The 16,000-nt window shown below is 44.8% G+C and carries 11 protein-coding genes; 3 read left to right on the top strand and 8 right to left on the bottom strand.

Annotation, left to right across the window (positions count from 1 at the left end; all coding sequences use genetic code 11):
- From ACZ5V1_RS12090 to ACZ5V1_RS12080, 3 genes are all read right to left on the bottom strand, one after another.
- Positions 1-459: an NfeD family protein gene (locus ACZ5V1_RS12090; RefSeq protein ID WP_464389048.1), complete on the bottom strand. Its 459-nt coding sequence runs from the start codon at positions 457-459 to the stop codon at positions 1-3.
- 282 nt (positions 460-741) lie between these two features.
- Positions 742-1,434, bottom strand: coding sequence for a hypothetical protein (locus ACZ5V1_RS12085; protein ID WP_464389047.1), 693 nt, complete (start codon positions 1,432-1,434; stop codon positions 742-744).
- Positions 1,435-1,698: 264 nt separating this feature from the next.
- Positions 1,699-2,970, bottom strand: a complete 1,272-nt coding sequence (locus tag ACZ5V1_RS12080; RefSeq protein WP_464389046.1) for a BPL-N domain-containing protein — start codon at positions 2,968-2,970, stop codon at positions 1,699-1,701.
- Positions 2,971-3,233: 263 nt separating this feature from the next.
- On the opposite strand from ACZ5V1_RS12080, the gene ACZ5V1_RS12075 reads away from it, so the two are divergent.
- The 3 genes from ACZ5V1_RS12075 (at position 3,234) to ACZ5V1_RS12065 (ending at position 9,048) form a co-directional block, all read left to right on the top strand.
- A complete protein-coding gene (locus ACZ5V1_RS12075; protein WP_464389045.1) occupies positions 3,234-5,882 on the top strand; it encodes a valine--tRNA ligase in 2,649 nt (882 codons plus the stop codon).
- A 390-nt stretch (positions 5,883-6,272) separates the two neighbouring features.
- Positions 6,273-7,778 carry a uroporphyrinogen-III C-methyltransferase gene (gene cobA / locus ACZ5V1_RS12070; RefSeq protein ID WP_464389044.1) on the top strand — a complete coding sequence of 502 codons (1,506 nt, stop codon included), beginning with the start codon at positions 6,273-6,275 and terminating at the stop codon, positions 7,776-7,778.
- Positions 7,779-8,094: 316 nt separating this feature from the next.
- Entirely contained in the window at positions 8,095-9,048 is a 954-nt protein-coding gene (locus ACZ5V1_RS12065; RefSeq protein ID WP_464389043.1) for a UDP-glucuronic acid decarboxylase family protein, read from the top strand.
- A gap of 281 nt (positions 9,049-9,329) precedes the next feature.
- Here ACZ5V1_RS12065 and epsC read toward each other — a convergent pair whose 3' ends face one another.
- The 5 genes from epsC to ACZ5V1_RS12040 form a co-directional block, all read right to left on the bottom strand.
- Positions 9,330-10,277, bottom strand: a complete 948-nt coding sequence (gene epsC, locus ACZ5V1_RS12060; protein WP_464389042.1) for a serine O-acetyltransferase EpsC — start codon at positions 10,275-10,277, stop codon at positions 9,330-9,332.
- Between the two features lie 21 nt (positions 10,278-10,298).
- Complete coding sequence (cysK, locus tag ACZ5V1_RS12055; protein WP_464389041.1) at positions 10,299-11,228, bottom strand: cysteine synthase A; 930 nt, start codon at positions 11,226-11,228, stop codon at positions 10,299-10,301.
- Between the two features lie 86 nt (positions 11,229-11,314).
- A complete protein-coding gene (gene nifS, locus ACZ5V1_RS12050) occupies positions 11,315-12,508 on the bottom strand; it encodes a cysteine desulfurase NifS (RefSeq protein WP_464389040.1) in 1,194 nt (397 codons plus the stop codon).
- Positions 12,505-13,353: a Fe-S cluster assembly protein NifU gene (nifU, locus tag ACZ5V1_RS12045; protein WP_464389039.1), complete on the bottom strand. Its 849-nt coding sequence runs from the start codon at positions 13,351-13,353 to the stop codon at positions 12,505-12,507. Before nifU ends, nifS begins: the two co-directional genes overlap by 4 nt.
- A gap of 213 nt (positions 13,354-13,566) precedes the next feature.
- Entirely contained in the window at positions 13,567-14,562 is a 996-nt protein-coding gene (locus ACZ5V1_RS12040) for an HD-GYP domain-containing protein (protein WP_464389038.1), read from the bottom strand.
- Between the last annotated feature and the right edge of the window lie 1,438 nt (positions 14,563-16,000).

The raw sequence follows: 16,000 nt of genomic DNA, 5'->3' as shown, positions 1-16,000 counted from the left end.
TTAATCCTTTTTGACTATGAAAGTATTTTGATCAGATTTTTTACGAGCGAGGATCGTGACAACAGCACCGGAATCAATATCTTCCGTTGCTTCAGCGTTCCAGAAAGTTCCCTGATATTTAATGCGGCCACCACTGGTGTGTGAAATAGCTTCAGCAACAGTGGCATGTGCGTTTATGGCAGTGTCTGTAAATGGTTCTTGGTCTTTGGCGTCTTGACCGAACCATGCTGGCAGTTTTTTGCGCAGAAGTACGAGCAGAGCAATGGAAGAACAGAAGAACGTTACCATTTGAAATGTCAAAGACAGTTCAAACAATGCAGTAACACCTGCGAGTATCGCGCCTGCTGAGAAAAATATTGTTATGAAGGTAGGAGTAAACATCTCAATAAGAAAAAAGATTACTGCTAACGAAAACCAAGCCAGCCAGAAAATATTAACATCAAAATCCATATTTAACATTGAGTGGGATCTCCATATTCCATGCTATATATCCTAATGCATACGTTGTGCGAAAATAACACTAGGTGTTTATGGAGTAAATGGAAAATGCATGCTGAAATTTACAAAAAAAGTATCTACAGCACAGCGTAAGAGCGCATGTAACATTACTGTTGCATGCGCTCTTACTTATTCTGGTCTATTTTTGCTGAAAAGACGTACAAGGCTCCTTTTACATGAATGCTATTCTTTTTATGCTAACCGGAAAATTGTTCGTGGAACGGCGCATTACTTTGAAGATGGCTAGTTATCTCTGTAACGGACGTAGGTGTCCATGACTGCGTATTGAACCCGATGCTCGATTTTGGTCAAAATTTGTTCAAGGGCCACTAAAAACGGAATACCGTTTTCCTGCTTACCGATGTCGGTAAAATGTATGTCGTCCATAATGACACTAAAGTTTGCGCGCTGCGGCTTGGGCATGGAGCCACTTACAGACGGTGTGACGATATGTACGTTCTTGATGATATATTTGTTACCGATAACTTTTGAGTAATCGATATATTTACTCGTATTATCCGGAAATTCGAGTGGCTTTGGAAGTTTGCTGCGTAAATTTTCGAGCAACAGCGTAACGTTGTTTTCTTTACGATGTCGTATGAAGGCAATATCCATAGCCTTTATTGTAAGATTATTGATGATAATGGTGCCTGTACCAATGGAAGAGGGAAGCATCTCTACATCAATTTTTCCAATCTGGATGCACTGTCCACGAGGGTATCCTATTGGATTACCGAGATATATGTTGTGTATTGAGCCGTAACCGGAGAGCGTGGAAAGCTTTGCATCTTCCAGTTGTACTTTAGAACCCATGACCTTAGGCCCAATGTAATGTACTGTTTTCGTTAGTATTGGGTTAATAGACACAGTAGTATATGAGCTGATGCCTAATGCGATTAATCCGGCGAGCAGCATTAATAAGAAAATCTTTTTCACGAAAAGAGACTCCTTGCCAAGTGTGTATCGATCTCAATTGTTACGATAAAATCGTGAGAGCGTTGCAGCAAGGATTAAAGAAAAGAATACTATGTCTACTAAAGTGTTATTGTATACAGTTCCTAACTGTTTGAATGCGTTGCAATGGTAGTTACAATGTTACAACATGAAAAAGCTCATTCTATTGGATGGTTACAACAGAATGAGCTTTGTCTCGTATATAGCACCAACGTGCGATTAATACACGTTATGAGTAGCGATAGATCACTGCGATTCAATAGTATGTGGTAACACAAGATACATAAGGTGATCTAATGTTTGAAGAAGCTCTAAGTATACACCGCCGCTTGCCATCGGAGGGCCGAACAAGGCTGCACGTTGGTTGCGTAATGATTCGGTAGAAACAGTTTCAGGGAATGTTTTTGATAACGTCATGGCAAGACGTTCTGCTAGCAAATACCCTTTAACTCCCTCATAGAAGAGTGTCAGGTTGTGCATGAACTCGTCAGAGACAGAATCCCAGTAGGCTTCCGCCGCAGGAGTAGGCGGCATGGAGACTGCGGAGCATAGCCCGTTGTACAGGTTGTTTAGGTTTGCCCCCGGAATGCCTGCGCGCCAACCGATTAGCCACGAATTTCTTTCAAAGAAAAGACAATGGTTCTTGCCAATTGTAACGATATCGTCAAATATCCCTTTTGCTTCCAACAGCTTTTCATCTGTCCATTGTGGAATCTCTTCTGAAGGGTTCCAGTCTGTTACCAGCGTTTGTTCTGCTGTAACGGCACCGTCGGTGAGTGTTTTTATGATATGGGCAAGCCAAGCGTTAGCATCCGGCGAATTTGGTGTCTCAAGGTGCGTGTAGCTGAGAACATAGCGGCCTTCGCCGTATTTACCAGTGAGAATGCAGGGCTGACCTTTAAGAAATTCTGGACGCAATTTAAGATCGTACAACGCTTCCCACTCATTAAAAGTGCCCGGGGGAAGTGTATTTAAAGGTAGATCTGCGATCCAAAAATCGTCACTTGGAGTTTCGTAGCTGGCTAAAATTTCAACGTCAGTATTTTCTTTTGGAGAGAATCTGGCTGGCCACCAGACTGGAAGGTCTGGTTTTTCTGGAAAATTATCTGGAACAAGGTCGGCAGAGTGAGAAATGTGGGCGCCGATAGAAGAATGAAGATGGCCACTTACAAAATGTTGTAAGCGGTTGGTAAATTTTGCGCGTTCCCACGGGCAAAGATTAAGCCCGTTTTGACCGGTAAGTCCTAGCCCTGCGCCACCGCAGAAGCCTAAGTACTTGCCGCCATTGGCAACATATTTACGTATTTCTTCGATTCCCTTAGAGCCAAGGGCGTCTGCTTTGAGTCTGGCATTGCCTCCAGGAGCAAGAAGTAAGGCTGGTGGGTTGCAAGAAAGCAATCCCTGCGCTATTTCTTCTCCCCGCACAATGCAGTATGGAAGTTTCATTGCTTCCAGTGCCCGCCAGACGAGTAAACCCCATAGGTGAGATTCGTCCCATAATATATAGATGCTTGACATTGTCCTTCCGCTAATTAATCTGACTTTTTGCAGTCGTGGAAGTGCACTCTAGCAAGCGAGGGCGGCGAGTGCAAATAGTTACAAGACTTGCTTGAAAAAGGGCAGTCCTCAATCACGGCCAGAGGGAATGTTCCCTTTGCAGGTGCAGGGCAAAGCCCGCTCGTCATGGGCATACCGAACATGCAACGGTAGCCTTGGCGTTCATATGATACAAAATCAGACTGTAATTCGTCTGAATACAATAAAGAATCTGGAGTAGCAGTATGGCGGAAAACGCTCTTTCTAAGGGGTATGAATCCCAAAAAGTTGAAGACCAGTGGCGTAAGCACTGGGAAGAAAACAACGTGTTCACACCGGATATGGATGCAGAGGGTGATGCATATTCAATTGTCATTCCGCCTCCAAACGTCACCGGTGCTTTGCACATGGGACATGCTCTTAACCTTACTCTGCAGGATATCCTTTGTCGCTACCAGCGTCAGAAAGGTAAAAAAGTTCTGTGGGTACCGGGTACTGACCACGCAGGTATTGCTACTCAGAACGTTGTAGAGCGTAAGCTTGCAACTGAAGGCTTGGGTCGTCATGATCTTGGCCGTGAAAAATTTGTTGAACGTGTATGGGAATGGCGCGATGAATATGGCAGCCGTATTCTCAATCAGGTTCGTATGATGGGTGCATCCGTTGACTGGAGCCGTGAACGCTTCACCATGGATGAAGGTCTTTCTAAAGCTGTTCGTAAAGTTTTTGCAGAACTTCATGATCAGGGACTCATCTACAAAGGCGACTACATCATTAACTGGTGTCCTCGTTGTCATACCGCTCTTGCTGATGACGAAGTAGATCACTCTGACGAACCGGGTGCGATGCACTACATTAAATACCCGCTTGCAGACGGCTCCGGCGAACTTACCATCGCAACAACCCGTCCTGAAACCATGCTTGCGGATACTGCTATTGCTGTTAACCCTGAAGATGATCGTTTCAATCATCTCATCGGTAAAAAAGCAATTCTTCCACTCGTTGGTCGTGAGCTTGATATTATTGGTGACAGCTACGTAGACATCGAGTTCGGTACAGGTTGTCTTAAAGTTACCCCTGCACATGACCACAATGACTGGGAACTCGGTCGTAAACACGGTCTTGAGGTTATGAACATCCTCACCGAAGACGGTACTCTTTCCGAAGATACTGGCGAATACGCAGGTCTTACCTGTGTTGAAGCACGTGTCAAAATCCTCGAAGCATTGAAAGCTGAAGGCTTCCTCGATCGCATCGAAGAGCACGAACACAGCGTTGGTCACTGCTACCGTTGTAAAACTATCGTTGAGCCGTTTGTTTCAACTCAGTGGTTCGTAGCAATGACTAAACTTGCTCCACGTGCTCGTGCAGCAGTTCCTGAACTTACTCAGATTTTCCCAGAGTCATGGATCAAGACCTACAACCATTGGCTTGATAACATCCGTGACTGGTGCATCTCCCGTCAGATCTGGTGGGGACACCGTATTCCGGCTTGGACATGTCAGGATTGTGGCGAGCTTATCGTTGCAGCAGACGATCCAACCAGCTGTAAATGTGGTTCCAAGAATATCGTACAGGACGAAGACGTTCTTGATACTTGGTTCTCTTCAGCTCTCTGGCCGTTTACTACCATGGGCTGGCCTGACAAAACAAAAGAGCTTGATACATTCTACCCGACTTCCGTACTCGTTACCGGTTTCGATATTCTCTTCTTCTGGGTTGCCCGTATGATGATGATGGGTCTGCACTTTATGGACGAAGTCCCGTTCCATCATGTGTACATTCATGCTCTTGTACGTGACGAACAGGGCAAGAAAATGTCCAAATCAACAGGCAACGTTATCGATCCTGTTGAAATGATCGACAAATACGGTTGTGACTCTTTGCGGTTCACTCTGACTTCATTCGCAGCAATGGGTCGTGACATTAAATTGTCTGAGCAGCGCATCGACGGTTACCGTAACTTCAGTAACAAAATTTGGAACGCAGCTCGTTTCGCATTGATGAACCTTCCGGAAGAAAAGCCTAAGACTTTTGCTTTCAATGAAATCGATGGTGTACATCACCGTTGGATTCTTTCCCGTCTTGAAACTGTGAAGAAAGATATGGATCACGCTATCACTAGCTACCATTTCAACGAATCTGCACAGATCATGTACAAGTTCATCTGGAACGAGTTCTGTGACTGGTACCTCGAGCTTATCAAACCTGACATGCGTGCAGGCGGCGAACGTGCAGAAAAAGCACAGTTTGTACTCTGGACTGTTTTGCAGGAAATGATGGTTATTCTTCACCCGATTATGCCTTTCATCACCGCAGAGGTATGGAGCGTATTACCGGGTATCGAGAACAAAGACATCGCAACCGTATTGTACCCAGAAATGCGTCCTGCTTGTGAAAGCCCAGTGGCTGAAACAGCAATGACACTTATTCAGGAAACAATCGTTGCAGTACGTACCATTAAAGCAGAGCTGAACGTTGCTCCACAGACTCGCCTCAACGTGCTTATCCGCACAGCTTCCCGTGAAGCAAACGCGTTGTACGAAGAATCTATGGAAGTAATGCAGGCTCTTGCCCGTCTTGAAAACGTTGAACTCGGCGCAGACGTTGAAGCACCAAAAGCTTCTGCTTCCAGCATTGTTCAGGGTAACGAAGTTATCGTGCCTCTCGAAGGTCTCGTAAACTTTGAAGACGAACTTGCCCGACTCGACAAAGAGCTCGGTAAAGTTGAAAAAGATCTTAAGCAGGCTTCCGGTAAGCTGCGTAACGAAAGCTTCGTTAACAACGCTCCGGCTGCTATTGTTGAAAAAGAGAAAGCTCGCGCTGCTGAACTTGCAGATACACAGCAGAAATTGCTTAAGCTTCAGAAGCGTCTTGTTGACGCAATGGGCTAGCAACAAGTTAAGCGTTAAGCTGATAACTTGATAGAACAGTTGGAGTAAAAGTTAGCCTGCGGCGCTTTTGTCTCCGACGGGCAGGGGAGATAATCCCCCCTGCACCCCTGATAGGCGAGAGATAGTATGTGAAAGCCGACATTACGGCTTTGCAACGTATTAACTGTCTGGATGGGGAGTAAACATCAACGTTTGCGTGTTAACGAATTTTGAATAAAAAGCGTTAATAATCCGCGGTCAAGGGGGCGTCCCCCTTGCGGGCGCAGGGCAGAGCCCTTGCCCCTCGGCGAGCCGCCGGAGGCAAACAACTATGTTGTTCCATCAAGTAAGATAAAGTTATTATCAGGGAACCGGAGGCAACTCCGGTTCCTGATTATTACCGGAGGAATGATGAAAGTTTACCTTATCGGTGCTGGCCCGGGCGATCCCGGCCTGCTGACAATTAAAGGCCGTGATATTCTGAGCACAGCAGATGTTATCGTGTATGACTATCTTGCAAACGCTGAATTTCTTTCTTACGCAAAACCAGAAGCCGAAATTATTTACGTAGGCAAAAAAGGCGGCGACCACACATTAAGTCAGGAAGGCATCAACCAGCTTATCGTTGGTAAAGCGAAAGAGGGTAAGTCTGTTGCTCGTCTTAAAGGCGGCGACCCGTACATGTTCGGTCGTGGTGGCGAAGAAGCTCAAGAGCTGCTTGCTGCTGGTGTACCGTTTGAAGAAGTACCGGGCATTACTTCCGCTATTGCAGGCCCTGCATATGCTGGTATCCCGCTTACTCACCGTGACTATGCTTCCTCCGTGTCCTTTGTTACCGGTCACGAAAATCCAGACAAGCCTGGCTCTTCCCATAACTGGAAGGCTCTTGCTACCGGCACATCCACTCTCGTGTTCTTTATGGGCATGAAGAATCTGCCGCATATTTCTAAGCAGCTCATCGAAAACGGTATGGACCCTGAAACTCCGGCAGCACTCGTGCACTGGGGTACAACAGCGAAGCACCGTTCTATGGCTGCAACCATCGCAACGCTTCCAGAAGAAGGCGTAAAGCAGGGCTTTACTTCTCCTTCTCTCATCGTTGTAGGTAACGTAGTTAAGCTTCGTGATGAGCTTAACTGGTTCGAACAGCTTCCACTGCGCGGTAAAGGCGTAGTAGTAACTCGTGCTCGTGAGCAGGCAAGCGGTATGGCGAAATCCCTTACTCAGCTTGGCGCTAGCGTAATCCAGTTCCCTACTATTAAAATTGACCCGCTTGAAGATTACAGCGAAGTGCACACAGCAATTAAATCCCTTAGCGAATACGAGTGGGTTATCTTCACTTCCGTTAATGGCGTAAAACACTTCTGGAACCAGCTTGCAGAGCTTGGGCTCGATACCCGTGCTCTTGGTGTCAGCAAGATTGCTGCAATCGGCCCTGCAACAGCGGAAATTCTGCGCGAGAAAGGCATCGAGCCTGATTTTGTTCCAGAAAAATACGTTGCTGAAGGTGTTGTAAAAGGGCTTCTCGAGCGTGGCATGGACGGCAGCAAGATTCTGCTTCCACGCGCTAAAGTTGCTCGCGAAGTGCTTCCAGAAGAACTCCGCAAAGCTGGCGCACAGGTAGATATTCTTCCTGTATACGAAACCAAGCCAGCAGGCGAACAGCGCGATGAAGTACTCGAACTCATCAAGAATGGTGGACTTTCCTGCGTAACTTTCGGCTCTTCTTCTACCGTGGAAAACTTCTTTGATCTTGTGTCCCCTGAGCTTGTTAAAGAACATCGAGCCAACGTGAAGCTTGCTTCTATTGGCCCGATTACTACTAAAACACTTGAGCAGTTTGGCTTTACTCCGGATATCGAACCGGAAGATTACACCATCCCTGCACTCGTGGATCAGTTAGTCGAAAAGCTGTAGGAAAGGTGTCCCCGACGGCGCTTGCCAGCGGGGCTTTAAGAACCTTTCTGTAGAAAGGATTCTTAAAAATCTCCAAAGACTTTTACTCGCGAGTTCAGCACGTTTTTTGCGTTACTCGCGGCTTATCCCCATTACCTTTTGTTAGATTGGTGTGGGCACGATACGATTATAGAAAGAGGATAGAGCGTCTGCTCTGTCCTCTTTTTTTGTGTTTTCTAGAAGGTGTAAATTATCAAAGAATAAAACGGTGAGAGTAATTACTCTACATAGCTGAAATCATATTTAAAAATTAGTATGTTTTAGCGAAGGGGTAAGGATGACTTTTACACCGAAAAAGCGAGTGCTGGTAACTGGTGGGGCAGGTTTTCTAGGGGCGCATTTATGCAAGCGGTTATTGGAAAAGCAATGCGAAGTTGTATGCGTGGACAACTTCTTTACTGGAACAAAAGAGAATATTGTTCACTTGATGGAAGACCCGTATTTTGAATTACTTCGGCATGACATAACATTTCCACTCTATGTTGAAGTTGATGAAATTTACAACTTAGCGTGTCCGGCTTCACCCGTTCATTATCAATATGACCCTGTGCAGACCGTGAAGACAAGCGTTCATGGTTCTATCAATATGTTGGGTTTGGCAAAACGAACAGGCGCTAAAATATTTCAAGCCTCAACTTCAGAAGTGTATGGCGATCCAGAAGTTCATCCGCAAACAGAAGATTACTGGGGCAAAGTAAATCCTAAAGGTGTACGCTCTTGCTATGATGAAGGTAAGCGTTGTGCAGAAACACTCTTTTTTGATTATCAGCGCCAGTATGATGTCCGAATTAAGGTGGCTCGACTCTTTAATACATATGGTCCGCAGATGCATCCAAATGACGGGCGTGTTGTCTCTAATTTTATCATTCAAGCCCTAAAAGAAGAGCCTGTGACTATTTACGGTGATGGAACGCAGACCCGTTCGTTTTGCTTTGTGGATGACTTGGTAGAAGGAATTCTCCGCCTTATGGATAGGACTGAAGATTCATTCGGCGGCCCTGTTAATTTAGGTAATCCGCATGAAATGACTATTCGTGAACTTGCAGAAAAAGTTATTTCCCTTACCAATTCCAACTCGGTTCTCAAGTTTAAATTACTTCCGCACGATGATCCAAAGCAACGTATGCCGGATATCAGTCTTGCCCGTGAAAAGCTGAATTGGTCACCAGTAACAACTCTTGAAGATGGGTTGAAGAAGACTATTGAATATTTCAAAAAGAAAAAAGAATAAGCTAGCTATCGCTCTCTATTTGCTTTTCACTTATCGAAAATGAAAAAGGGTCGTCCTACAGGACGACCCTTTTCTAATTATGAAAGGTAGTGATGAATAAGCCGCGAGGCTTAAAAAGAAACGTGCTGGCCTCGCTAATAAAAGTCTTTGGAGATTTTTAAGAATCCTTTCTACAGAAAGGTTCTTAAAGCCCCGCTGGCAAGCGCCGTCGGAGACATCCTGAAAGCAGCTCCCTGTAAGCACCGCTGGATACACCCCGAAGGCAGGTTAGAGAAAACCTATTACTTTTCGCCTACCAGCTTTTCTTCACCTTTCGGCTTGGTTGAGCGCGACTGAACCACTTTAGAACTTGGAGCTACGTCGTGAGTAATCCAGACGTTACCACCGATCATGGTGTCGTGTCCGATGGTGATGCGACCGAGTACTGTTGCCCCTGCGTAGACTGTAACGTTGTCTTCAAGGATTGGGTGGCGCAGGTTGCCTTTTACGAGCAGTCCTTCTGTATCTTTAGGGAAGGACAGTGCACCGAGGGTTACACCCTGATAGAGACGACAGCCTTTGCCGATGATGCAGGTTTCGCCGATTACAACACCTGTGCCGTGGTCGATGAAGAATTCTTCGTCGATTTGTGCTCCCGGATGGATGTCGATTCCGGTATTGGAATGCGCCATTTCACTGATGATACGGGGAATGATCGGTACTTCAAGACTGTACAGCTCATGCGCAATACGGTGATGGATCATTGCTGTTATGGACGGGTAGCAAAAGATGGTTTCACCCGGAGTTTTAGCTGCGGGGTCGCCTTCAAATGCTGCTTTAACGTCAGAAGCAAGGAGTCTGCGCAGCTTTGGTAGAGCCTGTAAAAATTTCATTGCTGTGTCACGGGAATGTGCTTCGCAATCTTTGCATTCATCAGCAAACTCAGCGCAAATGAAGCAGCCACCACGTTTAATCTGTTCTGCAAGGATTCTGTAAATAGAATCGAGATTTGCAGCCAGATGGTAACGCATGGACTCAAGACGTACGGCTTTATCCCCGAAGTAACCGGGGAAAAGGGCAGCCTTGAGGCGCTCTACTAATTCAAGCAATGCCTCTGTTGAAGGCATTGGTGCATCGTGTTTGGAACGATGGTATACCGCAGCGTAAGATTCTGGAGCGCAAAGCTCTTCGACTACAGAGTCGAGTTCTGCCATGTTGTGTTGCTCCAGTTCGGCGTGTTTACGTTGCATGTGGTCTCCCTTGCGAGTTTGCTAGTCAGCTTCTGTAAAAAGCGGGGTTGAAAGGTAGCGCTCTGCAGTGTCGCAGATGATAAAGACAATGCGCTTTCCTTTATTTTCAGGTCGATTGGCAAGTTGTAGCGCTGCGTATGCATTTGCACCGGAAGAGATGCCGCACATAATGCCTTCTTCTTTCATAAGGCGACGTGCCATAGCTAGGGCATCTTCGTTGGTAACGCGAATGATTTCATCAATTACGCTTCTGTCGAGAATTTCCGGTATAAACCCTGCGCCGATACCTTGAATGGCATGTGGCCCCGGGGTGCCGCCGGAAAGAATAGGTGATGCGTCTGGCTCAACAGCGATGCATTTAATTTTTTTATTGTGCTTTTTAAGAACAGAGCCGACGCCGGTGATTGTGCCGCCTGTTCCAACGCCTGCAACGAAAATGTCGATATGACCGTCTGTGTCTTCAAGAATTTCTTTGGCAGTTGTTCTACGATGAATTTCCGGATTCGCTTTGTTCGCAAATTGCTGAAGATGGATGGCGTTCGGGTTTTCTTCTGTAATGCGGTTTGCTTCTTCCACTGCTCCCTTCATGCCTTGGCTGGAAGGGGTCAGGATGAGTTTTGCGCCAAAGCCTTTGAGAAGCGCTCTGCGTTCATTACTCATGGATTCCGGCATAGTGAGAATAAGTGGGAAGCCTTTTACAGCACAGGTGAAAGCAATGCCGATACCGGTGTTGCCGCTGGTTGCTTCAACAAATACAGTGTCCTCGTTTGTCTTGCCGGAATCAATTGCGGTTTGAACCATGTTGTAACCGATGCGGTCTTTAACCGAAAAGCATGGGTTAAGAGATTCCAGCTTGCCGATAACTTCGGCCTGTACGCCTTCTGCAATGCGGTTAATACGAACGAGCGGTGTTTTGCCTACAAGGTCGATCATTGTGTCTGCGATGTTCATGTAGTTACCTCATTAGATGAAAAAAAAAGGGTCGGACTAACCACGTGTGTTGTCCGACCCTGAAGTATATATCTTAGGGTCTGCTATTAACAAGAACAAGGACGTGATGGAGCTTCTATGCTGTCGTCATCCTTATAAGGAGAAATCTCACGCAGGCGCTTGATGATAGGAGGAAGCTCCTTAAGCACTACTTTGATTTCGTCGTCGCTGTTAAAGCGGGAAAGTGAGAAACGGATGGAACCGTGTGCGAATGTGAACGGCACGCCCATTGCGCGAAGCACATGGGAAGGTTCCAGACTACCGGATGTGCATGCAGAGCCGGAGCTTGCTGCTATACCGTGTCCGTCCATCATAAGCAGAATTGCTTCACCTTCAACATGCTTAAAGGAGATGTTGGTAGTGTTTGGCAATCTGTCTTTGGTGTCACCGTTAATGATAGCTTCTGGAATTGACTTGAGAAGACCTTTTTCAAGAACGTCACGCATGTGCTTAACGCCTGTATTCTCAATTTCCATATTCAACTGTGCAAGTTCTGCTGCTTTGCCGAGACCTACGATAGACGCAGTGTTTTCGGTGCCCGCACGGCGTCCATGTTCCTGATGTCCACCACGGAGGTGAGGACGGAAGGAAGCGCCTTTGCGAACGTACAGAGCTCCAATACCTTTAGGGCCGTGAATTTTGTGGCCGGAAAGGGAGAGGAAATCTACAGGGAATTCTGCAAGGTTGATTTCAATTTTGCCAACAGCCTGAACTGCATCCGTGTGCATCATTACGCCGCGGTCTTTTACGATCTTAGCGATTTCATGCATTGGGAACATAACGCCGGTTTCACTGTTAGCATACATGATGGTAACTAGTGCGGTGTCAGGGCGCAGTGCAGCACGAAGTTCATCAAGGTCAAGCTGACCTTTTGTGTCTACATTCAGGTAGGTTACTTCGTAGCCGCGCTGTTCTAAGTGCTGACAAACGTTAAGAATTGCAGGATGCTCAACACGTGTAGTGATAATGTGCTTTTTACCCGGCTGAGATTCCAGCGCTGAGTAGATTGCAGTGTTATCACTTTCTGTACCGCCTGCGGTAAAGATAATTTCATCCGGCTGTGCGTTCAAAAGAGACGCAAGCTGATGACGTGCTTTGGCAATATCTGAACTGACCTGTCCACCGAACTGGTGCATGCTGGATGGGTTGCCGTAGTAATCTGTAAGAAACGGCATCATCACTTCAAGCACTAACGGATCGATTTTTGTGGTCGCGTTGTTATCGAGATAGATTGTGCTCACTGCGATACCTCCACAACTGTGAGTTCTGGTTCAACCTGTTCCTGCAAAGCTTTTTCTACAACATTTTTGAGAGTAAGCTTGCTGGAAGGGCAGCTGGAGCACATACCGCGAAGTGCTACTTTTACCATGTGTCCTTCGATATCGATAAGTTCAACATCACCGCCGTCCTGTTTGAGGCGCGGGCGAACTTCTTCGTTAAGCACCTTCATAACAAGCTGCATACGCTCGATGTTAGAAAGAGCCGGACGGGGAGTAGCTTCAGGAACTTCACATGCAGCAATTTTACCAGTTGCTTCATCAATAAGTCGCTGAATGTCGTCAACACAATTACCGCAACCGCCACCGGCTTTGGTGTAATGTGTAACCTCTTCTACAGTGGTAAGGCCGTTTTCAGTCACAGCACGCAGGATTTGTTCATCAGTAACACCAAAGCAATGGCATACGATGTTTCCTTCGTGCTCGTGAACTTCAACAGGTTCACCGCGGTAGGTTTTAATAGCCATTTCTAAAGCTTCCTGTCCCATAACGGAACAGTGCATTTTTTCTTCTGGGAGACCGCCGAGGTAATCGGCAATTTCTTTGTTAGTGATTTTTTCTGCTTCAGTAAGAGTTTTGCCTTTAAGCAATTCTGTAAGAGCAGAAGAAGATGCAATAGCGCTGGCGCATCCGAAGGTCTGGAAAGTGGCGTCAACGATGCGATCATTATCATCTATTTTAAGGAAGAGTTTCAGCGCATCACCACATGCAAGGCTTCCAACCTCGCCAATGGCGCTTGCGTCTGTCATCTCACCTACATTCTTTGGATTTAGGAAGTGCTCGCGCACTTTATCAGTATATTCCCACATTACAAGTATCCTCCGGATTCAGTTCATAAGTATTGTGAGCGCATCTTGAAGTATAGTAATGCGAAAGAGGTTAGGGAAGGGGGAAACGCATTTTTTTTTTAAGATGGCACACGAAGACTTACGAATGAACCCGATTTCAAGTGATATTCTTCGATAATTTTAAGAATATATGAGGCAGTTTGAAATGCAGACTATATTTTTGCAGCCTAACGATTAAATAATGCCGTTTCCACTCAAGATTTGAATAAAGCGCTTGAATACATTCATATCTATCTGTGTAGGCATTTCTTCTTTCATGATGCGTAATGTTCTGAATGCATCAGTTCCGTCTGAATATGGTCTTGAGGAACGGATTGCATCATAGATATCCGCAATGGTGACTGCACGAACCGGAAGGGGAATATCCGGCTCTTTGAGCCCGCAGGGATAACCGGAGCCATCGAGTTTTTCATGATGGAAGAGAATGCAGTTGAGGGCATCCTGAGAAAGGGGAAGTCGAGCACATACACCGGCGCCATGAACAGGGTGGGTATTGATGTGTTGTCGCTCTATTGTTGTAAGAGTTCCTGGTTTATTAAGAATAGTTTCGGGAATCATTCGTTTGCCGATGTCATGCAAAATGGCACCAAGGCCAAATTGTACCATGTCCCGTTCTGCAAACGAATATGTCTGGAGGATGAGCTGGGAATAGACAAAGACGTGAAGTGAGTGTGAATACGTTTGATAGTCGTGGGCGATAATTGAGCCCATAGTTTTGAGTGAATTTTCCAGAGTAAGAAAACTTACACCTTTGGTCACAAATTCGAAGACTCTGTTGAACTCGCCTCGGTCTATACCCGGAGGAAGTTCTTCTGTGAAAATTTCTTCTACGATTTCTAATGAAGTTTCGTAAAAAAGTTGCGCTCTCGTTGGTCTTGGAATTTTTTCATCGAGAAGTGTTTCGCCGAGATGTGAAGTGATGTGATCAAAATACTCTGGTCGTTGGTCATGCCGGATGTAAACATTTTTTCGTCCGCTGTTGAGCAGGATTCTTTCATGATGCTCGGTAAAGCTGTCTCCAGCTTTGGCATACAGTGCAAAAGAATCTTCACTGCGGATATAAATGTCGTAGTTCCCACGGGTCGAACGCAAGACCAGTGAAGGCAAGACGGGGAAAAAGTCGTGCGGCAATTCCTCTCTGGGAGGTGCTTGGGGAACAGCTTGTGTCATTACCTGATGTAGCCTGTAAGGTTGTAAGCACAAATATTACAAACATAGAGTATGCAGCTTAGCTTTGGGGAAGCATGAGCAGTATGCCTGACACGGAGAGAACAAGGGGGAATTTATTCGCACCGTAAATGTTCGTAACGTCATTCTGTGTGCTTAAGTTAGAACGCCCTCACCAACTCTTTTTGTAGTGATGCTATGTTTTCCTGTTACAGGTATGGCTTTAATATTCTGTACTGCTGGGGAGGAGTGAGAATGTAAGCACATAGCATAAAGCTGGTGAGTATCACCTATTTTCTATCCCTTGTTGAGCCAACAAAGGATTATTCTAACCTTTTAAAACACATTCAATTTAGTTAACTCTGTATGAAAATGTTAACTAACAGTGAACAACTGTATGGTTGATTCAGTAACCAACTGCAAGGGGTGAAAGTGAAAACACAGTGTGAAGCTGTGTTCGATTCTTTTTAACGCAAGTCTTATAGAAAAACGAAATTACAAAAGAGTAACCGCATGTTGCGCTAACTTTTGTTGTTTGTCCACGACCAATTTTTTGCAATATACAAAAGTATTATCGTTGTTTAAATATTTTACTATAGTTTTTTGAAAACAAAAAAAACATTACCAATACCTGTTTTGTTTTTTACAACACTTAAAGAATTTTAATGCAAAATTTTTATACACTTTCTGTTGCTGATGTATAAAAATGAATAAACATTTATCCGTTTATCACATATATTCTACACAAAATGAAAAAGTAATAGTGTTTTTCTATTAATTGCAGGAAGAAGCTATGTGTCAGCAAATAAAACAAATTTGAACAGCGTTGATGCTTGTTTTTACTTTTTTGTACAATGCTTTTTTATGTTCAGGTAATAATTTTATTTTTCAATACAGTTTTTTTGAATTGGTACGGCTAGAGAGTGTGTGGCTATATTGAATAATACAACCTCAGGTGGCATTTTAATATTCTTCGAAAAGGCAAAAATCTTTTTCTAAGTTATTATAATGTTATGATATAAAAAGATTATTTGATTTTTAAACCAAAGTCTAGAATCTATGCAGTCTGTTTATATTTTTATTTCTAAAGTGATGACGAGGATAAAAAGGTCTCTGAAAATGGGACGTACAGCCCTTTTGCTAATTTACAGGTTAAGTTAATTCAATTTACGTATGTGGAATTGTACAGAAGATGTTACTTTTTACGCATGGAAACGAATGTACAGATTCAGGGAATAAGCATGGAGAATGGACTCCCCCGAGTAGAGGGGATTTTTTATCGCAGCTTGAAATTTGCAGATTGAACTTCTCATCAATAATTTATTATTTCTAATAGATATAATGGGTTGGAGAAAAATAAGCATGCATGGACTGCATTTTGATAACATGGTGTTTCAAAAAATGTGGTAGGGTGTACTGATTTTTCGTTTTCACAGTATTA

The sequence above is a fragment of the Halodesulfovibrio oceani subsp. galateae genome (assembly GCF_055397225.1).
The sequence above is the reverse complement of the archived record's forward strand: the minus strand, read 5'-3'. Positions and strand labels throughout refer to the sequence as shown.